The 19,595-nt window shown below is 60.7% G+C and carries 23 protein-coding genes; 16 read left to right on the top strand and 7 right to left on the bottom strand.

All coding sequences use genetic code 11. The features are described 5' to 3' along the window. The first annotated feature begins 76 nt into the window (after positions 1–76). The 8 genes from AAZQ98_RS02920 to AAZQ98_RS02885 all read left to right on the top strand — a co-directional run bounded on the left by AAZQ98_RS02920 (position 77) and on the right by AAZQ98_RS02885 (position 3,886). Positions 77–607, top strand: a complete 531-nt coding sequence (locus AAZQ98_RS02920; protein WP_434689683.1) for an Asp23/Gls24 family envelope stress response protein — start codon at positions 77–79, stop codon at positions 605–607. A gap of 24 nt (positions 608–631) precedes the next feature. Then, entirely contained in the window at positions 632–808 is a 177-nt protein-coding gene (locus AAZQ98_RS02915) for a hypothetical protein (protein WP_181148776.1), read from the top strand. 5 nt (positions 809–813) lie between these two features. Beyond that, positions 814–1,185 (top strand): Asp23/Gls24 family envelope stress response protein, encoded by a 372-nt coding sequence (locus AAZQ98_RS02910; protein ID WP_434690104.1) that lies wholly within the window; start codon positions 814–816, stop codon positions 1,183–1,185. Next, positions 1,182–1,733: a DUF6286 domain-containing protein gene (locus AAZQ98_RS02905; protein WP_434689681.1), complete on the top strand. Its 552-nt coding sequence runs from the start codon at positions 1,182–1,184 to the stop codon at positions 1,731–1,733. Before AAZQ98_RS02910 ends, AAZQ98_RS02905 begins: the two co-directional genes overlap by 4 nt. Positions 1,734–1,735: 2 nt before the next feature. Then, a complete protein-coding gene (locus AAZQ98_RS02900) occupies positions 1,736–2,320 on the top strand; it encodes a hypothetical protein (RefSeq protein WP_434689680.1) in 585 nt (194 codons plus the stop codon). A 75-nt stretch (positions 2,321–2,395) separates the two neighbouring features. Then, entirely contained in the window at positions 2,396–2,656 is a 261-nt protein-coding gene (locus tag AAZQ98_RS02895; RefSeq protein ID WP_105656414.1) for a GlsB/YeaQ/YmgE family stress response membrane protein, read from the top strand. Between the two features lie 283 nt (positions 2,657–2,939). Next, positions 2,940–3,533, top strand: a complete 594-nt coding sequence (locus AAZQ98_RS02890) for a GNAT family N-acetyltransferase (protein ID WP_434689678.1) — start codon at positions 2,940–2,942, stop codon at positions 3,531–3,533. Between the two features lie 86 nt (positions 3,534–3,619). Beyond that, on the top strand, positions 3,620–3,886 hold the full coding sequence (locus AAZQ98_RS02885; protein ID WP_434689677.1) for a hypothetical protein: 267 nt from the start codon (positions 3,620–3,622) through the stop codon (positions 3,884–3,886). Between the two features lie 539 nt (positions 3,887–4,425). Here AAZQ98_RS02885 and AAZQ98_RS02880 read toward each other — a convergent pair. Continuing rightward, positions 4,426–5,931, bottom strand: a complete 1,506-nt coding sequence (locus AAZQ98_RS02880; protein WP_434689675.1) for an IclR family transcriptional regulator — start codon at positions 5,929–5,931, stop codon at positions 4,426–4,428. Between the two features lie 363 nt (positions 5,932–6,294). Between AAZQ98_RS02880 and AAZQ98_RS02875 the strand changes: the two genes are divergently transcribed. From AAZQ98_RS02875 to AAZQ98_RS02865, 3 genes are read left to right on the top strand one after another with little or no spacing between them, the layout of a single operon-like run. Beyond that, on the top strand, positions 6,295–7,602 hold the full coding sequence (locus tag AAZQ98_RS02875; protein ID WP_434689673.1) for an MFS transporter: 1,308 nt from the start codon (positions 6,295–6,297) through the stop codon (positions 7,600–7,602). A gap of 9 nt (positions 7,603–7,611) precedes the next feature. Then, positions 7,612–8,589, top strand: a complete 978-nt coding sequence (locus AAZQ98_RS02870) for a hydroxyacid dehydrogenase (RefSeq protein ID WP_434689671.1) — start codon at positions 7,612–7,614, stop codon at positions 8,587–8,589. A gap of 23 nt (positions 8,590–8,612) precedes the next feature. Continuing rightward, a complete protein-coding gene (locus AAZQ98_RS02865; protein ID WP_359195257.1) occupies positions 8,613–9,263 on the top strand; it encodes an RraA family protein in 651 nt (216 codons plus the stop codon). A 181-nt stretch (positions 9,264–9,444) separates the two neighbouring features. Here AAZQ98_RS02865 and AAZQ98_RS02860 read toward each other — a convergent pair whose 3' ends face one another. From AAZQ98_RS02860 to AAZQ98_RS02835, 6 genes are all read right to left on the bottom strand, one after another. Beyond that, on the bottom strand, positions 9,445–10,200 hold the full coding sequence (locus tag AAZQ98_RS02860; RefSeq protein WP_105656411.1) for an iron ABC transporter ATP-binding protein: 756 nt from the start codon (positions 10,198–10,200) through the stop codon (positions 9,445–9,447). Beyond that, on the bottom strand, positions 10,197–11,231 hold the full coding sequence (locus AAZQ98_RS02855) for an iron chelate uptake ABC transporter family permease subunit (RefSeq protein ID WP_434689669.1): 1,035 nt from the start codon (positions 11,229–11,231) through the stop codon (positions 10,197–10,199). The genes AAZQ98_RS02860 and AAZQ98_RS02855 overlap by 4 nt, the downstream gene beginning before the upstream one ends. A 4-nt stretch (positions 11,232–11,235) precedes the next feature. After that, the gene (locus AAZQ98_RS02850) at positions 11,236–12,216 is read right to left on the bottom strand and encodes an ABC transporter permease (RefSeq protein ID WP_434689667.1); all 981 of its coding nucleotides are present in this window, start codon (positions 12,214–12,216) and stop codon (positions 11,236–11,238) included. Between the two features lie 92 nt (positions 12,217–12,308). Further along, complete coding sequence (locus AAZQ98_RS02845) at positions 12,309–13,295, bottom strand: siderophore ABC transporter substrate-binding protein (RefSeq protein WP_434689665.1); 987 nt, start codon at positions 13,293–13,295, stop codon at positions 12,309–12,311. 348 nt (positions 13,296–13,643) lie between these two features. Then, positions 13,644–14,177 (bottom strand): DUF488 domain-containing protein, encoded by a 534-nt coding sequence (locus tag AAZQ98_RS02840; protein ID WP_434689664.1) that lies wholly within the window; start codon positions 14,175–14,177, stop codon positions 13,644–13,646. A 33-nt stretch (positions 14,178–14,210) separates the two neighbouring features. Further along, positions 14,211–14,423 carry a hypothetical protein gene (locus tag AAZQ98_RS02835; protein WP_105656406.1) on the bottom strand — a complete coding sequence of 71 codons (213 nt, stop codon included), beginning with the start codon at positions 14,421–14,423 and terminating at the stop codon, positions 14,211–14,213. A gap of 174 nt (positions 14,424–14,597) precedes the next feature. Between AAZQ98_RS02835 and AAZQ98_RS02830 the strand changes: the two genes are divergently transcribed. The 5 genes from AAZQ98_RS02830 to AAZQ98_RS02810 all read left to right on the top strand — a co-directional run bounded on the left by AAZQ98_RS02830 (position 14,598) and on the right by AAZQ98_RS02810 (position 19,574). After that, a complete protein-coding gene (locus AAZQ98_RS02830; protein WP_434689662.1) occupies positions 14,598–15,284 on the top strand; it encodes an SDR family oxidoreductase in 687 nt (228 codons plus the stop codon). A gap of 132 nt (positions 15,285–15,416) precedes the next feature. Then, the gene (locus AAZQ98_RS02825) at positions 15,417–16,100 is read left to right on the top strand and encodes an HD domain-containing protein (RefSeq protein ID WP_434689660.1); all 684 of its coding nucleotides are present in this window, start codon (positions 15,417–15,419) and stop codon (positions 16,098–16,100) included. A gap of 130 nt (positions 16,101–16,230) precedes the next feature. After that, on the top strand, positions 16,231–17,058 hold the full coding sequence (locus AAZQ98_RS02820) for an IclR family transcriptional regulator (protein ID WP_434689659.1): 828 nt from the start codon (positions 16,231–16,233) through the stop codon (positions 17,056–17,058). Positions 17,059–17,190: 132 nt separating this feature from the next. Further along, positions 17,191–18,492 (top strand): cytochrome P450, encoded by a 1,302-nt coding sequence (locus tag AAZQ98_RS02815; protein ID WP_434689657.1) that lies wholly within the window; start codon positions 17,191–17,193, stop codon positions 18,490–18,492. Between the two features lie 2 nt (positions 18,493–18,494). Next, entirely contained in the window at positions 18,495–19,574 is a 1,080-nt protein-coding gene (locus AAZQ98_RS02810; RefSeq protein ID WP_434689655.1) for a PEP/pyruvate-binding domain-containing protein, read from the top strand. Positions 19,575–19,595 lie beyond the last annotated feature (21 nt).

Raw genomic sequence — 19,595 nt, 5'->3', positions numbered from 1 at the left:
TATCACACTCTTAATGTGTGAGGATTTATCTGTAGCTCTCGTCTGTATGAGTGTAAGGCACAAAAATATCCGTTCAATGAATGAGGAGACCATCATGGTGCAACGCGATTCACAAGGGCCAATCATCAAGCCAACCGGCGAAGAGCTGGAACGCCAGGCCAAGGCAAAGGCCGCAACTGACACGCCGGTCCACGAAGAGCTGCGCGGTCCGCTGCACACCGAACTGGGCAAAACGACCATCGAAGACCGTGTTGTCCAGAAGATTGCCAGCATCGCCACCCGCGAAGTCTCCGGCGTATACGCCATGGGCAACGCCGCTCGCCGGACCTTCAACTCGCTGGCCGAACGCATCCCCGGTGCCCAAGCCAACGCGGCCGGAGGCGTGAGCGTCGAAAAGGGCGAGCAGCAGACCGCCATCGACGTGTCGATCGTAGTTTCCTACGGGTTCTCGGTCGTTGAGGTCTCCAACGAGATCCGTTCGAATATCATCGCCCAGGTTGAACGCGCCACCGGTCTGGAAGTCATCGAGGTAAACATTGAAATCACCGACGTGCACCTGCCAGAAGACGATGACGATGACGCCGAGCCCCGCGATGGCCTGAAATAACTGTCCTCATCTAAGGAGCAGAACATGTTACACGTCAAGTGGGGTTTGGCCATCGGCTGCCTAGCCGGATTGCTGATTGCCTTCGGATCATTCACGCAGTTCGTGGTGGTGGCATTCTTCGCCATCATCGGCGCTGGAGTCGGATGGCTTTTGCAGGACAGGGTTGACCTCGGCCAAGTGTTCAGCAAACGTCGGCGGTGAAGCAGATGGCAGAGCTGTCCTCTAGCCGTGGAAGCACCACGGTGAACACGGCCGTCTATTCAAAAATCGCTGCCCAAGCAGCCTATAAGGTGCCAGTTGTCGGCTCTGCCGCGGGTGGGATCCTGGGGCTGGGGAAGTACAAGGATTTTGACAGCCGGCCCAAGGCCAAGGCCGAGGTGCTTGGAAGTGCAGTGGTGGTCGATATGGACCTTGGATTGAGCTATCCGAGCAATGTCCAGCAAGCCTGCGAAGACGTGCGGAACATGGTTGCGGCTGATCTGCGCAAGTATCTGGGCGTTGAGCAGGTGCAAACCGATATACGGGTGAGCTGGATGTCAACGCCGGATGAAGGAACTAGCAACAGGAGGCTGCGATGAGCAGGTTCTGGCACGTTCGCAGTGCCCGCACCCTGGCCTTGATGATCAGCTTCATCGTCGTGTTGGCCACGAGCATTCTCCTGGCGCTATCCTGCCTGCTGCGTTTGACCAGCGGACAATGGCCCGGTGTTGCCCAGCAGGGCATTAACGCGGTCGGCAACTTGCGCTTCAATGACAACCTGGCAGTGATCGCCATGGTGGTTCTTGCGGTGCTCGGTCTGCTGCTGTTGCTCAGCGCGCTCATTCCAGGGCGCCGGCAGAGCATCCTGCTGACTACCGATGATCCTTCAGCGGGCTCGGAACAGGCAATCTCATGCCGTGGAATATCAACCTTGGTGGGGCATGAGGTCGAGCGAACCGATTCGGTGACCCGCGCGAGCGTGAAAACCAGCCCGGTCCTGGTCCAGGTTACCGTGCAGACTCCAGCCCACTCGGTTCAGCGCGTGCGGGAAAACGCGCAGGCGCGGGCGCAGCGCGTGATCGACGGGTTGCCATTGCAACGCGCTCCCAAAGTCAAGGTCTCAGTGCAACGGCGAGGGGGAAACTAGAAATGTTCAGAACGCATGTGGTGCGCCAACGACTTATTCTGGCGATCCTCGGTGTGGTCTTGCTGGCGGCCGGTGCCTCGGGCCTGGCTGCAGTGTGGTGGGGGCTTGGCCAAGGCGCTGGCCTCGGCCAAGCCCGGATTGCCAGCAGCCTGCCGATCGATCAGCAGTACCTGCTGCCACTGGGGCTGGCGCTCGGAATTGCCGGCATCGTGCTCTCGCTGGCGGTGCTGATCACTGCCATTCCGCGCCGCCCGTCGGCGCATGAATTCAGATACGAATCGAGCAGCGAAGGAGTCAGCGAGATCGAGACTTCGGTAATAGCCAAAGCCGCGGAAACGGCCGCTCGAACGCAACCGGAAATCGTGGATGCGAACGTTCGAATTGGCGGCAGTGCAGCTGAACCCGTGCTTTATGCGCGATTCACCCTGCGCGCCGACGCTCCGGCGAATCGAGGGATCGAGCTGGTCAATGGCCGCGTGGTACCTGACCTTGAAATGGTGCTGGGGGTGCCTTTCTCCCGCAAGCACATCTCGTTCAGCTTCCAGAAGCCGGAAAAGCAGGATTCGAATAAGGCCGTGCTCATCTGAGCCGGCCCAGGGAAACAAGAAATAGCCATTAACGGCACGGGCATCGTGCCGCATCTCTTGGGGAAGTAGGAATACATGGGAATAATCGGTTGGATCATCCTCGGCCTCGTTGCCGGTGCGATCGCGAAGGCAATCAAGCCCGGAAAGCAGGGAGGCGGCTGGCTGGCCACGCTGCTGCTCGGCGTGGTCGGGGCGGTGCTGGGAGGCTGGATTGGCTCGGCAGTGTTCGGTGTCGGAGTGAGCGAGTTCTGGTCATTGTCCACCTGGCTGCTGGCCATCGGAGGCTCGCTGCTGGTCCTGGTCATTTGGGGTTTTGTCAGCAGCAAGCGCGACTAGGGGCATGCGGTGAACTGCCTGCAGCCTGATGGCGCTGGCTAATGGGAACGGGTGGGATCCTTATGGATCCCACCCGTTCCTTCTGCCGCAACGCCTGCATGATGCCGGTGGGAACCAGCAGTGCCCAGGACAGCGCGGGGCCAGGTGCTGAGCGAATCATCCAGCTTGGCATGCAAGGCCCCCTCTCCACTGCGAAGGCCATCATCGACAGGATCAGGCAGATCCCAGTCGAGAGAACGTGGCGGCCAGGAGCGCCTGGAAACCGTAGGGCTAGGCTTGGGGAATGGAAGATGCGCTGAAAAAGATCAGCTGGCCGGTACGCACTGAACGCCTGTCCCTGCGTCGCGTGAATTCGGCTGATGTGGAAGACCTCTGGCGCTACCGGCAGCTTGCCGATGTCACCCAGTGGATTACCGCTGGCCCGGCAACCCTGGAAGAATTCCGTTCGCTGTTCTTCGCGAAGGACTATCCGCTGAGGAACCTGGCTGTGGAACTGGACACCGGGCAGGGGACCCAGCTGATTGGCACGGTCATGCTGGATATCGTGGATGGCTGGGGGCAAAGCGAAATTGAGCAGCGCGCCAAGGGCGTCGAAGGCAACCTCGGCTGGAGCTTCGATCCCTCCTTCGGTGGCAAGGGCTACGCCACCGAAGCCGTCGCCGCTGCCATGGGCCTGTGCTTCGGCCCGCTTGGCCTGCGCAGGGTTACTGCCGAGTGCTTTGCCGCCAATGAGCCATCATGGAGACTGATGGAGCGCTTGGGGATGCGCAAGGAATTCCATGGCCGCAAGGACAGCCTGCACCGCAGCGGTGAATGGATGGATTCCATGGGCTACGCGCTGTTGGCTGAGGAATGGACGGCCCAGGCCTCCTGCTAAAGGATGAGGGATAGATCATTGATCACCGGAGTGTTCTTTGAAAGGCTGGAAGAGAACAGCACCACCCCAGCGAGCTAGGCGGTCCCATGGGCAAATCAACGCGCACCAGTGTTCTTTTGGCGCTGGCAACCGCCGCAATTCTGCTCATGGCGCTGTCGGAGGAACCTACCTGGGGGTTGCTCGTAGGCAGCTGGACCTTGATGCTTTGGGGCTGGACTGGCAATCCGAAGCCCCAGGAAATCACCGTCGATGCACAGGGGCTCTCACCCAGGGATGTGAAGGAATACCGCCGTCAGCATCCGGGCGCGACGATGGTTGACGCGATCAATGCGCTGGGGAAAACCAAGCAATAGCCAAAACTGTCCGTGCGCGGTAGGCATGCACGAAGGTGCGTGCTCGCGAAGCGAGCTGGATCGCCTTGCCGAACAGAAGCAAGACACCCCAAACTGAGCCACCGCCCACGGATCGTCGATTGTGAACTGTCCTGCATTTGAGGTGCGAGCCGGAGTGCATTGATGCTCGGGGGATGGTCTTTCGTGTCGACAGTTCATTTTCGGCGATAGCTAGTCCGGGACAGCTTCAGTGGCGTAGAGAATACTTGAGGGAGCCGGAAAATTCTGTTCGGCGAGCACGGTATGAACGACGCTGCTGGCTGGAGCCAAAAGCCATGAAAATGCGTGTTGCGGGGTCTTTCGCGTCATTGTTTCATGGATCGGGCGCATCGTTGCCTCCCTACCGGGTTGGGGGAGCTGGGTCTATGGCTTCGGCAATCGACCCCAATATCGGTTGGCCTGCCGCTGGCCTTGACTGGTTGGTTCCGTTGCCGTGCAGGATTAGTGTTCACGTCGGGTCCTTGCCGGCCTAGTGCGGGCCAGCAGCCGGAGCTTCGCGGCTATTCGACCGAGAGCAACCGCGTAATTTGGGCTGCGGCGCCTTGGACACTTTCAATGAGCAGATCCAGGTCGGTTTCCGGCAGACGTACCTGAGCGATGGTTGCTGTAACAGACCCCGCAATGACGCGATCTTGGAAGATCGGGGCGCTGATTCCAAACGCATCTGGCAAGCGTTCTCCATGGCCGATTGCCCAGCCGCGTTCGCGAATCTCCGCAAGATCCTTGGCTAGGTCCTTGCGGTTAACCGGTGTCTTCTCGGTCAGTGGATCTAGCGGAACGGAAGCCAGGACGCGCTCGTCGCAGAACGCCAGAATCGATTTTCCAGCGGAGCCCGCATGGAGCGGGATGGGAACGTTGGAGGCGAGACGGTAATGAAGCGGCTTGACGCCATTGATGACCAGCGTCATTTCGGCGTTCGCCGATTCACGATTGTATTCTGACAAGCCAATGGTTTCACCAGTTTCCCGGGAAAGATTCTCCAGAATTGGCCGCGCCATGGAAGAGAAATCCAACTGCGGACCAAGCAATGCGGCCCAGTGCAGCAAGCGAGGTCCGGCTTGCAGCACCCCTGCGTCTTCGGTGGCGAGGCCTACGGCGACGAGGCTGGACACCAGACGGTTGGTCGTTGCGGGATTTCCATTGATTCTGCTCGCCAGGGACTTCCCGCTCGAAACGCTGAGGGGTGAGGTGCACAATGCTGTCAAAAGACGAACGACGCGTTCGAGTGCCGTTGCCCCTGCAGGATTGGTGATTCTGTCCGTGCTCTGCAGGGATACATCCGTGGCGTGGGAACTGGAGATCTGATCTGAGGCCTGGCGGACCATATAGCCGAATACGGTTAGGTCTTCGTCACTAGTCGAGTAGGTTGGGCGGGTTATCGAAACGGAACCGATGAGATTGCCAAAGGCAAAGGGCGCAGCTGCACCGGCAGCCAAGGGGAATTGGTGCCCGACGCTGATGGTATAGCCGACTTTTCGATCATGTCGCAGGAGCTTGCCCAGTTCCTCGTAGTCGGTCACTGTCTCCGCAGTTCTCGGCTCAAGGGGCAGCTGGCCGAGCGCTTCAATTCCGGTACGCGTGAGAATGGCTCTGCCAGTAGCGCCGGCATGGAGTGGAAGTTCGGTGCCTGGATCGAGGGAGTAGGCCACGGGACCGGGCTGGGAGTGCGATGTGAGCACGACGGCCTGCCGGTTCATCGCATCGTGGACAGCCATTAAAGCAGTCGCTCCGGTTTTGACCGAGAGGTCCTCGGTCAGCGTTCTTCCCAAAGCAAAAAGCGGGTGGCGGTCCTGGAGAGCGCATGCTAGGACACTGAGCCTTGGACCGCAGGTATAGGTTCCTTGTGGCGAAGCGACAGCCAGCCCATGCTCGGTAAGCCCGAGGAGGATGCGGTTGATGGTGCTTCGGCTCGATTCGAGGGCTGAAGCGAGTTCGCGCACGCCGATGGCTTCGGTCCTCGTGATGAGAGCATGGAGAACCGCAAGAATACGCTCGTTATTGGCCACAATTTCAGTCATGACATTCCCGCCGAGACAATCGTGATAACACGTTCCCGGGCGATCCGTAATTCCTTTCCACCTAAGCACTATTTCCCAGAAAGCAACTCTGCCGTACCGGGAAACCTGAAGATGAGACTTCTCAATTCTCGCACGTCGTAACTGTTCCAACATTGCCAGCATCGTTTATTGTCTCGCGGGTTTACCCGAGAATTCGATCGGCTTGGCTATCTGCTGCTGGGCTCTAGCCCGGGGCAAACGATCGGTAGATCGAATTCATGCACTTGACACGACCATGTGCGTGCCCTCACACTCTAATTACATAATAGGACACTGTCCCAGTTTTTAAACTCATTCTGATTGGAGGCGACCATGACTTCGGTATCGGTCAAAGATGACTTGTACAAAAAGAAGGCAAAGAAAGCCACAGGAGTAGCCGTTCTCGGTACGTTTATCGAGTACTACGATTTCAGTGTTTTCGGCTACGTCGCGGCAACGATCGCAGTCGTATTCTTCCCGAGCGGCGACTCGATGGCAGGCATCATGAACACCTTCCTGGTGTTCGGGTCGGCATTTGTCGTCCGCCCGGCCGGTGCGCTCGTGTTCGGGCACATTGGCGATAAGTACGGTCGCAAGGCAAGCCTCATTGGCTCCGTGATCCTTATGAGCGTGGCAGCTGCCTTGATTGCGGTGCTTCCGACGTATGCGCAAATCGGACTATGGGCGCCACTGCTTCTGTGCATTTGCCGCATGCTGCAAGGATTCTCAGCAGGCGGGGAAATCGGTGGTGCTGCCAGCTACATCCGGGAGTGGGCCCCGGCGCAACGACGCAACTTCTACATTTCGCTGATTCCCAGCGTTGCCGTGATGGGCAAAGCCCTTGCGGCTGGACTGGCCGCGCTGGCTGCCACACTCGTGCCGGCGGCAGCAATGCTGGAATGGGGCTGGCGACTGCCTTTCCTGCTAGCTATCCCGTTGGGTATTGCCTGCCTGATCATGCGGCTCAAGATCGAAGACAGCCCCGAGTTCAGCCAGAAAGCCGCTTCGGAAACCCGCGAGCATACTCCACTTAAGGAGATGTTCCGGGACCATCGTCCGGCACTTGCCAAAGTGTTCTCCATTGCGCTGGTCCAGAATGTCGGCACGTACATTGGCACTGTCTTCGTTGCTACCTATTTCAGTTCGATTCTTGGATTCAGCAAGGCGCAATCATCAACAATCGTACTCATTGCGGTAATTGCAGCTGCCTTCTTCATTCCGGTCGCCGGCCAGTGGGGCACCAAGATCGGGAGTAAGAAAATCCTTGTTATCTCCTACCTTGCATACATTGTCATCACCATTCCTTCCTTCTCGATGATGAACGCGGGAAGCATGAAATTGGCGATCCTGGGATTGCTGCTCGGGATGATCCCTTATGCGCTATGCCAAGCCGGCACCTATGCCTCGATGCCGGAATTCTTCCCTGTTGAGGTTCGCCAGACGGGAGTTTCCTTTGGCCACTCGGTTGGAGCGGTGCTTGGAGGCGCCGGCGCACCGTACATTGCAACCTGGCTCATCGGGAGCACAGGAGACACTTTGGTCCCCGCCTACATGCTTGTGCTTTTCGGGCTCATTGGGCTTGCAGTAGTCCTGGGTACTGTCCGCACCAACGGCACATCACTCTCCCATATTTACCGATAGGAATACCCAATGCCAGCAATTTATGTTTCGGATGCCATCCATGCCGAAGCTTTGAAGAAACTCAGTGCTTTGGGAACTGTGTACCAGGGGTACGGAGAGCATGCAGTTGCATATGAATCCGTCAGCGAGCAGATCGATGCAGTCATGCTTCGTGCTGAAATCTTCGATGCAGAAAAAATCGAAGCGTCTCCGAAACTCAAGGTCATCGCGCGTCATGGCGTTGGCACGGACAACGTCGACATCGAGGCGGCGACGCGTGCAGGTATCTGGGTCACCAGTACACCGGGAAGCAATAGCCGCGCAGTTGCCGAGCATGTTTTTGCGCTGCTGCTGTCTCTAGCGCGCAGAACGCCTTACGGCGTGCAAGCAGTCAGCCAAGGGAGCTGGTCTGAAGCCAAGCCCCACATGCTCGGATTCGAATTGCATGGGAAGTCCTTGGGATTGCTGGGCTACGGGAGCATATCCAGGATGGTTCACGCGATTGCAACAGGTTTCGGCATGAAAGTTCTAGTGCACGATCCGTTTGTCTCTGATAGCGACATACTTGCCGCCGGTGCCGGCCCCGCGGATTTCGACGCGCTCATCGCGCAGTCAGATGTGCTGAGCCTGCATCTGCCGCTAACCGATTCGACAGCAGAAATTATTAGTACCCAGGCGCTGGCGCATATGAAGCAGGGCGCCATTCTGGTCAATACTTCCCGCGGCGGGCTGGTGAACGAGCAGGCTTTGCTTGAGGCCCTGGAAAACGGCCACCTGCATGGAGCAGCTTTAGACGTCTTGCATAGCGAAAGCGTTGATATGAAGAACCCGCTGCCACATTCTGTCCTAGCGGCCGCCGGGCTGCCCAACCTCATCCTGACTCCGCACGTTGCTGGTCAAAGCGCCGAAGCATTCCTGGCTGCCGGCATCCAGGCATTCGAATCCATCGACAGTGCGTTGCGGGGCAAGGTGCCCTCAGCAGCACTCAACCTCGTGTCTTTGGTCTGAAAAGCAAGAAAAAAGGAAGAATAATGATCATCTCAGCCCCAACAGATTCCCTGCAGATAAACGCTGCGTGGGAGCGTCCAAACCCGGAAACCATCGCCAAGCTGTCACATTTTCCCGTGGCGCTCATAGCGGACGCGCAAGGGCGCATGGGGGTCATGAATTCAGCATTGAGCTCAATCACCACGGGCTTGGCGCTTTCTGGTTCCGTGCTTCCGATCCTGACGAGGGAAGGCGACAATCTGGCGATCCACCGTGCTTTGGATGATGCTCGGGAGGGCGACGTTCTAGTCATCAATGCAAATAGCGAAACCAACAGGGCTTGCTTCGGAGATATCTTGGGCGAACTGTGCGTGAGCAAGGGCATCGCTGGTGTCGTCATCGATGGCGCGACTAGAGACGTTGCCGACCTATCAGAACTTGGTCTGCCAGTTTTCGCCAGGGGTGTTAACCCTGCGGGACCGTTTAAATACGGGCCAGGAACCATCGGGCGTGCGGTGGCCTGCGGCAATGTCGTATGCAACCCCGGTGACGGCATCTTCGGTGATCAGGATGGGCTCGTCGTTGTCCCGTCGGCCAATCTTGAAATGGTGCTCGAGCTGACTATGGCGCAGGACGCCGCAGAAAATAACCTGCGCGCGCTGATTCCGTCGGAGGACTCCAGAATCAAGGCGTGATCGCGACTCGGCAAGTTCGCTAGGAATCTTGGCAGCATGAGAGAAGCCGCCGTCATCACCTGACGGCGGCTTCTGCGCTGATCGCTGACGGGAATGATTCCGGTCAACTGCCAGCGCATGCCGGCTGCGCATTGGACCAAGACGCCCGGAAACAAGCGGACTGCTGCAGCGGGGAATGAGCCTAGTAGTAAACCGCCAGCGGGCCATTGGGGCCCGGGATGACCTTTACCGGGGTTTCGAAGACCTTGGTCAACACCTCATCGCACATGATTTCATCAGGGGTGCCGAACTCGACGACCTTGCCCTGCTTCATTGCGCAGATGTAGTCGGCGTAGTGGCCGGCGAAGTTGATGTCGTGCAGCACGATCACGATGGTGCGGTTCAGCTCGCGGGCAGCGCGCTGCAGGTGCTGCATCATCACTACCGAGTGCTTCATGTCCAGGTTGTTCAGCGGCTCATCGAGCAGCACCGTGTCGGTGTCCTGGGCCAGGACCATGGCCACGTAGGCGCGCTGGCGCTGGCCTCCGGAGAGCTCATCGAGGTAGCGGCTTTCCAATTCGCCCAGGTCCAGGAAGTCGATGGAGCGCGAGATGATCTCTTCATCGGCCTGGGTCAACCGGCCCTTGGAATGCGGGTAGCGGCCGAAGCCCACCAGCTGGCGCACGGTCAGGCGGGTCACGAAGTGGTTTTCCTGGCGCAGGATCGAGACGATCTTGGCCAGATCCTTCGAGTTGGTCTTGGATACGTCGTAGCCGGAGACCTCGATGGAACCCTGGTCGATGCCCAGCAGGCGTCCGACCATGGTGAGCATGGTGGACTTGCCGGCGCCGTTCGGGCCTACCAGGGCGGTGATGCCGCCGGTGGGGATTTCCAAGCTGACCGGGCCGATGGAGACCGTGGAGCTGTACTTCTTGCTGACGGAATTGAGGGTAATCACAGCCGGCCCTTTCGCAGGATGAAGATCAGGAATGTAATGCCGCCGACGGCTTCGATGATGATGCCGACTACGCCTTCTGCGTAGAAGATGTTCTTCATGACGAAGTAGGCGCCGGCCAGGACCACGAAGCCGATGAGGAATGACATCGGGTAGATGTAGCGGTGGTCGTAGGTGTCCGCCAGCTGGTAGGCCAAGGTGGCCACCAGGAAGCCGAGGAAGGTCAGCGGGCCCACCAGTGCGGTGGTGACCGCCATGAGAATCGATACGAAGAACAAGGTCTTCATGACCTCGCGGCGGTGGTTGATCCCCAGGTTGATGGTGGTTTCCTTGCCCAGGGCCAGGATGTTCATCTTCTTCGAGGACAGCACCAGGTAGCCGCCGGCAATGGCCACCAGCGGGATAGCCACCGGCATGTAGCTCATGTCGGCGTTGGCCATCGAGCCGAACAGGCGTGCGGTGAGCACATCGAATTCGCTCGGGGTCAGCAGCCGCTGCATGAAGGTCGCGATCGAGCCCAGCCCGGTGCCGATGATGATGCCCACCAGCAGCATGATCTGGATGTTGCCCAGCTTGCCCGAAAGCAGCCAGCCGTACAGCGCCACCGATAGGCCCACCATGATCGCCACTTGCAGGACGAACTGGCTGACACCGGTGAAGAAGGTGATGCCGGCAACGCCCAGCACGAAGATCGCACCGGTCTGCACCACCCGGTACAAGGCTTCGAAGCCCATGATCGACGGGGTGATGATGCGGTTGTTGGTCACCGTTTGGAAAGCCACGGTGGCGATGGCCTGGCAGGCCGCCACGATCACCATGGTCAGGATGTTGCTGGCGCGCAGCTTGGCGATGATCCAGAAGCCGTCGGAGCCCAATGGCATGGGGTTATCCCAGGCGAGCAAGCCGATCCCGAAGAACAGGGCCAGCCCGATCATGATGGACAGGGTGATCCAGTAGCGCTTGCGGACCTTTGGGGTGGGCAGCGGGCCGGCAGAACGGCCGGAGCGGTGCATGCCCAATGCGGGGTGAGTCATGAGATTAGCCAACTTTGCGCTGCCTCAGAAGCAGGAAGATGAAGACGGCCGCGCCGAGCACGCCCAGGATCAGCGAGACCGGAATCTCGAAAGGCATGATGATGGTGCGTCCGATCAGGTCGCACACGGTGGTGATGGCAATGCCCAGCAAGCAGACCCAAGGCAGGTTGCTGCGCAGGTCGTCGCCGCGGACCATGGAGACGATATTCGGAACGATCAGGCCGAGGAATGGCAGGTTGCCGATGACCACGGTGACCACGCCGGTAGCGACCGCGATCAGCGCGGTGCCCAGCAGCATCACCTGGCGGTAGTTCAGGCCGACGTTGGTGGCGATTTCCTCGCCCAGGCCGGCCACGGTGAAGCGGTCGGCAACGATGTAGATGGCGACGGCGACAATGGCCACGATCCACAGCACCTCGTACTGCCCGCGGATCACCGAGGTGAAGGAACCGGCCAGCCAGATGCCCATGGACTGCAGCTTGTCGGTGGACAGCGCGAAGAACGTGGAGAAGGCGCCGACTACCGAGCCGAGCATGATGCCCACGATCGGCACGGTCAGCGAGGCCTTGAGCGAAATGCGCTGCAAGAACAGGAAGAAGATCATGGTGCCGATGAAGGCGAAGACAATCGCTACGCTCATCTTGGCCAGCAGCGACGCGCTGGGGAAGAGCACCAGCATGGCCAGCAGGCCCAGGCCCGCCCATTCGGTGGTGCCGGTGGTGGTCGGCTCCACGAAGCGGTTCTGGGTCAGCAGCTGCATCACCAATCCGCTCATGGCCATGGCCGCTCCGGCCAGCACCAGTGCAATGGTGCGCGGGATGCGGGTGACGGCGAACATCATGGCGCCGTCGTCCTTGCCGAAGATGTCGTAGACGCCGGTGAACAGGGAGAACGCCAGCAGCACCAGCACCCCGAGGATGCCCAATGCGAGTTTGCCGGAAAGGACCTTGCCCTTGGTCCGGGCCGGTGGGATCGTGCTTGTCATTATGCCGCCGTGGAAATAAGTGGTGGGAAAACAGCTCTAGTGGCGAAGCCGGAATTCGGCTTCGCCACTAGCTGGCTGGGGTGTCCGGAATGCTACTTGGCAGCTTCCAGCGCGTCAGCGAAAGTATTCAGGAACTCGGTGTAGGTCTGGATGCTCTCGTTGGTGTAGGTGTCAGCAGGCATGACGACAACCTGGGATTCCTTCGAGGCGGTGACATTCTGCAGCGCCTCGGACTTCTCCAGCAGGTCCTTTGCCGGCTGGTAGTCCGCACCGTCGGCTTCAACCGCGGCGTCGCGGTCCATGACGATGATCCAGTCCGGGTTGGACTTGGCGATGGCTTCGACCGACACGTCGTCGCCCTCGTGGTCGGTGGAGGACTCCTTGAGCTCCAGCGCCGGGGTCAGGCCCAGGAAGTCGAACAGCGGGCCAACGGTGCGGCCGGTGGTGGGAGCCGAGTAGCCCAGCTCGCCGCCCGAGGCGATCAGGCCCATGACGGTCTGGTCCTTGTCGTAGGCATCGGTGACGCGCTTTTCAGCGGCTTCGAAATCCTCAACGAGCTTCTTGGCCTCGGCCTGCTTGCCGAAGATCTCGCCCAGGGTGGTGACCTGGCGTTCCAGTTCGGTGTTGAATGGCTCGCCTTCGCGCGGGTCCAGGGAAACGATGGCGGCTTCGGGAGCCAGTTCCTTGAACTTCGCCGCGTGCTGGGTGTAGCGCTGGCCGTTGATGATCAGGTCAGGGTCGACGGTGACCACCGATTCCAGGTTCGGCTCCTTGTGGCTGCCCAAGTCCAGGACCTTCTCGTCCTTGGTGTAGGAGATGGTGTCCGGCATCAGCGAGACAGCGCCAGCGGTGAGCTTGATGCCCCAGGAATCCAGGGTCTCGAAGGTGCGGTTGTCGGTAGCAACAACAGACTTCGCGGGAACCTCGATCTTCTTCTCACCTTCATTGTCGGTGATGGTGACGGTCTTGGTGTCGCCGGCCTTGGCCTCAGCTGCCGTATCGGTAGCGGAACCGCAAGCGGTCAGGGACAGTGCGGCGATGCTCAGCAGTGCGGCAGCGCGAAGCTTCATGGAGGACATGTATTCCTTCTTCGGACAGCAACCGGCGTTGGTTGCGCTATTGAGTGATCTGATAATTAGCTTAGCCTTATCTGAGCGAATTAAGCCAAACGGCTCTTATGTTAGCTAGGTCACCCAAATGCGTGAATTGAAGGCCGGAACCCTCCGCAAATGCGGCTCTTGCTGAGGCTTGCCCCAGCTGACTGGGCTATTTCAGGGAGAAATAACGATCATCGGCCTTGTTTAATTAGTGTCCGAAGGCATGGAAGAAGCTGCGTCAGGCAGCGTAATGAATTGCACTTCCAGCTCATTGCATGAGCCGAGCCCTGGCGCAGGTGCTGCCATTGATGCCCGTTTTGCGCGCCGGGATCAGGCTGCCGGGTAGGTAATCCGCGACTGCTGGCCGATCACCGCGCCCGGGCTCAGCTCGGCAGGTTTGGCCGGATGCCCATCGATGATGTGGAATACCTCGGCACCGCGGGCCAGCAGGTGATCGGCAATGATCCTGCGATGGCAACGCCACCAGACAGCTTCGGCGCACATGATCGCGGTCTTCTGGCCGGTGGCCCGCGCCTGCAGCCGCTGGAGCGCCTGCAGGAAATCCTCCCCGAGGGCATGGTCGGCGTAATTATGGAAGCTGCGGTTCGTCCACCATGCATTGACTGCGAAATCGACGCTGCGGCTCACAGGACGCCTGCCGGCCAGCGCTTCCTCGCGGTGCAGGCTGATTCCCGCCGTGCTCAAGGAGGCTTCCAAGGCATCCGCATTGAACTGCGGGAATTTGCGGGAGCCGGCCAGTTTGCGGACATCCACAACATCCGTGATTCCGTACTGCGTTAGCAGTGCGAGGAAATCCTCGATGGATCGTGCCGAATGTCCAATGGTGAAAATTCCGGCGGGCAAAATGCTGGCTCCTTGGGTGGGGGAGGGGCGGGGCTAATGCTGATCGTGCTTGGCGGAGCTGAGGACTAGTTGGAGCAGCTCTTCGACTTCGGCAGCACGGGACTGCCAGTAGCCGGTATCGAGCCCGAAGCCGAGCGTTGCTTCATCGGCGCGTTTCTTGAAATAGTCCCGGTGGTCCTCCAGCGCATTGGCCAGGTCCGCGAATTGGTCATTGCTCAGTTCCAAGTTCAAGGTTCTCTGCTTCATGAGCTTCATCCTGGGTCGAGTGCGAATTCTATGAACCCGAGCGTACGCCCATTGCCAGCCGAAATGACTGCTATCAAGCTGGCACTCAGAAAGTCGTCGCCGAAGCTCGCCGGGAATAGGCTCGTGGCAGGCCTTGTTGTGCCGAATACGAGCATCGATCAGAAGGAGCAGTTCATGGCTGAAGAAAATCGAGTAGTTCTCATTGGCGGACACGGGAAGGTTGCCCTGCTGGCAGCGCCCAAGCTGGTTGGGCGCGGCTACGCGGTCAACTCGCTGATCCGCAACCCGGAGCATGCAGCCGACATCAGCGCCACGGGCGCCACCCCAGTAGTCATCGACATCGAAAGCGCTGGCGTGGACCAGTTGGCCCAGACCTTTTCCGGTGCCAGCGCCATCGTCTTCTCCGCAGGTGCCGGTGGTGGCAACGAGCATCGCACCCGCGCCGTGGACTATGACGCCGCGGTGCGTTCCATGCAGGCCGCCAAGCAGGCCGGCGTGGACCGCTTCGTGATGGTCTCCTACAGCCGCGCCCTGGTGGATGTGGACAGCCTGGATCCGGCCAACTCGTTCTACACCTATGCCAAGGCCAAGCACGACGCCGACGCGTACTTGCGCGGCACGGAGCTGGACTACACGATCCTGGGCCCGGGGGCGCTGACCCTGGAACCGGCCAGCCAGCGCGTGGTGCTGGCTGACAAGGCGGGCAAGGTGGGCGGAGCGGACGTTGAAGGCGAGGCATCGCAGACCTCGCGCGAGAACGTCGCCGAAGTGATCACCCATGTGGTGGCCAATAATGCAGCACGCCGCTCCACCGTGAACTTCTACAACGGCAACATGCCGATCGTGGAAGCGATCGTCTAGTAAAGCGCAGCCGCAGCCCTGCCTCCGCAACGGGGGCAGGGCTGTTCTGCGTCTGCGGATGAAAGTTCTGCGGCTTCCACTGAGTGGATGCGGGGCCTTCTGCCCGCGGGCAAGCGGTGGGATCATGTGCCCATGACCAAACTAGAACCCGCTGCGAATCACTACGGGCGCGATGTCTCGAACCGGATCGGGAGCGCCGGACCCGGCCTGTTCGAGCAGTACCCGCTGCTGGCCAAGCTGTGGGAGGACGCCAAGGAGCTTCTCGCGGTCCGGAGCAATGATGCGCACACCCTGTATTCGGTGTCCTTGGCCCATCAGCTGCTGGGCCATCACCCGCAAGCCGATGCCAATATCGTGCTGCCGGCCATGCTGCTGCACGATATCGGCTGGTCTGCCGTGGATCCGGCTCTCGTGCTGGGCGCTATTGCACCGGGTGCGGGCAATGCCGAGCTGGTGCTGCAGCATGAAAAGGAAGGCGCCAAGCTGGCCAGGCGGCTGCTGGCGGGCCAGGGCGTGGCAGCGGCGGATATCGAGCGCATCGTATTCATCATCGACGGCCACGATTCCCGCAAGGAATCCACCAGCATCGAGGATTCCGTGGTCAAGGACGCGGACAAGCTATGGAGGCTGACCGGCCATGGGCTGGATACCATCATGGACTGGTTCGGCCTGACCCGCAGCCAGGCTTTCACGCTGGTGGAATCGCGGGTTGCCGGACATCTCTTTACCGAGCAGGCTCGAAGCATGGCCAGCGGATTCATCGCGGTGGAGCGTGCCAACATGCTGCCGCAGCGGCTCTTGCTCGACCGCCGGTAGCCGCCACTTCCCCCGCCGGCCAGGCGCCCTGGGCTGCCGGCGCCATGGCGCATCGGGCCAAGGGGACTAGTGTGGGCCTTGGCGGCACGTGCAACGAGGGGCATGAGCAGATTTCCTACAGGAGGCATCAATGGCCGGTGGCAGTTCGCAGCCAGGGCGCAGCGTCACATCGAAGATCCTGGCGATCCTGGCCGCATTCGAGACGACCAGGAGATCGCTGAGCCTGACCGAGATCTCCGTGGCGGCGGACCTGCCGCTATCCACCACCCACCGCCTGGTAGGCGAGCTTGTCGAGTCCGGGATGCTCAGTCGCTCGGCCAACGGCGGCATCCAGCTGGGCCTGCGGCTGTGGGCGATAGCCCAGAACACCGGCCGGCAGCTTCGCGATACGGCCCGGCCCTATGTGCAGGACCTGTTCTCGTTGACCGGTGAGACCAGCCAGCTGGCCATCCGGGATGGGAACATGACGCTGTATATCGACCGCGTCTATGGCACCAAGCGCATTGCACGGGCCTCGCGGGTTGGCGGACGCCTGCCGCTGCACGCGACCGCCGTAGGCAAGGTCATCCTGGCATTCTCCGAACCCTGGGTTGCCGACGCGTACCTGGAACTGCCGCTGCAGAAGATGACCGCGCATTCCCGCAGCTCCGCAAAGCAGCTGCGCGAGGAGCTGGGCCGGGTCCGTGAGAACGGCTATGCCACCACCAATGAGGAAGTCCGGCTGGGCACCTCGTCGATAGCGGTGCCGGTATTCCATACCGGCCGGTTGGGCTGCTCCATCGGGCTGGTCATCCCGACCTCCCACGCCGCGAGCATGGACCGCTTCCTGCCGGTGCTCCATGGAACCTCCCAGCGGCTGGAAGCCGCGACCGTGCATATTCCGCTGGAAACATTGCTGGGCATCATATCCGGCCCCGACATGAATGTTCCCGAGGAAGACCTCTCGGAAGAAGGATAAGGGCCCGGAGAAAGACAGCTTCCACTGGATGGAAGACCAGTCTTTGCTTGGGGTGTGGCGTGGGTAACACTTGGGTTAGTGAATGCGGCACGGGAAACACCGTGCATCATCGATTTCCCAAGGAGCAGTTCCATGACGAGCACCCCAGCCATCTCGGGCGGATGCCCAATGGGCTTCGGCGCCGAAGCGCCGGCAGGCCATCACGGGTACGAGCCGTTTGCGATGGAGAATCCCTTCCCGTCCTACGCGAAGATGCGCAGCGAACAGCCGGTCATGTTCGACGAGCGAACCGGCCTGTACGTTCTGACCCGCTATGACGATGTGAAGGCCGTCTTCGAGGACTGGGAGACCTTCTCCTCGGAGAATGCGCAGGCCCCGGTCCGCAAACGCGGCCCGCAGGCTGCCAGGATCATGGACGAGGGCGGATTCACCACCTACTCCGGACTCTCCGCCCGCCGCCCGCCGGAGCACACCCGCATCCGCGCGATTGCGCAAAAGGCGTTCACCCCCAGGCGCTTCAAGGCCCTGGAGCCAATGATCCGCCAAAACGTGCGCAGCGCCATCGAGCAGATGCTCGCCCGCGGCGAGGGACATGCGGAAATCGTTGCCGACCTGGCCTACTCGCTGCCGACCATCACCATCGTGACCCTGATCGGCGCAGATATCTCCAAGGTCGACACCTACAAGCGCTGGAGCGACTCCCGCGCGGCGATGACCTGGGGGGACTTGAGCGACGAGGAGCAGATCCCGCACGCCCACAACCTCGTCGAATACTGGGACGAATGCCAGAAGCTGGTCGCCGAAGCCCATGGAACCGGGCGCGACAGCCTCACCACCGACCTGGTCAAGGCGCAGCGCGAAGGTGCGGAGATTTCCGACCACGAAATCGCTTCGCTGCTCTACTCGCTGCTTTTCGCCGGCCATGAGACCACCACGACGCTGATCTCCAACTGCGTGCGCGTGCTGCTTGAGCACCGCGATGCGTGGGAAGCGCTCGTCGCCGAGCCGAAGCAGATCCCCAAGGCCATCGACGAGGTGCTGCGCTACTCCGGCTCCATTGTCGGCTGGCGCCGCAAGGCCCTGGCGGACACCGAAATCGCCGGCGTGCAGATCCCGCAGGGCGCAGAGATCCTGCTGCTGATGGGCTCGGCCAACCGCGACGAGGCCCGCTTCGAGAACGGCGAGGACTTCGATATCACCCGCGCCAACGCCCGCGACCACCTGTCCTTCGGTTTCGGCATCCACTACTGCCTGGGCAATATGCTCGCGAAGCTGCAGGCGAAGATCGCGCTGGAAGAACTGACCAGCGCACTGCCGCAGCTCGAACTGGTGGATGGGGATTCCATCACCTTCCGCAAGAACATTTCCTTCCGCGTCCCGGACTTCGTGAATGTCACGTTGAACGCGGATCCCGATTCGCTGAAAGAGGCCTAGAGATGAGCAGCAACGAATTCATTGAGTTCTTCGACGGCGGCAAGGCGCCGACCCTCGACTCCCTGGGCGGCAAGGGGGCTTCCCTGGTCACCATGACCGCCGCGGGCATGCCGGTGCCCCCGGGATTCGTGGTCAACACCCAGGCCTTCCGCACCTTCATGCACTCCGGGCTCTCCGAGGCGATCGCTCAGCAGCTCAAGGGCCTGGACCCGGAGGATGTCCAGGCGGCGGACGCCGCCAGCGCGGCCATCCGCGAAATCATCCTTTCCCGTCCGGTTCCCGCCGAGCTGGGCAACGCAACCAAGGAGGCCTACGCGCAGCTGCAGTCCCGCTTTGAAAGCGAAGTGCCGCTGGCGGTGCGTTCCTCGGCCACCGCGGAGGACCTGCCCGATGCTTCTTTCGCCGGACAGCAGGACACCTACCTCTGGCTGAACGGCTACTCCCAGGTCGCAGAGCATATCCGCGCATGCTTCGCTTCGCTGTACACCACGCGTGCGATCATCTACCGCATCAAGAACGGGATCCCCGATGAGGGATTGTGCATGGCGGTGGTCGTGCAGAAGATGGTCAACGCCAAGACCGCCGGCGTGGCCATGACCCTGGACCCCGCCAACGGCGACCGCTCCAAGATCACCGTGGACGCCTCCTGGGGCGTTGGCGAGATGGTGGTCTCGGGCACCGTCACCCCGGATAACATCCAGCTGGACAAGGTCACCTTGGCAGTGATCCATGAGCATGTTGGCGACAAGCATGCCGAGATGGTCCCCGATGCGGCCACCAACACCCTGGTGGAACGCGAAGTCGAGGAAGCACGCCGCAACGTGCGGTGCCTCTCGGGCACCGAGCTGGCCGCCGTGGCCCAGCTGGCCAAGCGCGCCGAGAAGCATTACAAGGCACCGCAGGATATCGAATGGGCGATCGACGCGGATCTGCCCGATGGCGAAAACCTGCTGCTCTTGCAGTCCCGGCCGGAAACGGTCCACTCTGCCAAGGCCACCGAAGCCAAGCCCAAGAGCACCGGCTACTCCTCGTCCCTCGGCTTCGGCTCCATCACCGCATCGCTGACCAGGATCAGCGGCTAGCACGCACTGAAGTTTTCCACC

The organism is Glutamicibacter sp. Je.9.36, assembly GCF_051129975.1.
Taxonomy (GTDB): domain Bacteria; phylum Actinomycetota; class Actinomycetes; order Actinomycetales; family Micrococcaceae; genus Glutamicibacter.
Note: the sequence above shows the minus strand (reverse complement) of the source record. Positions and strands in the feature narration are given on the sequence as shown.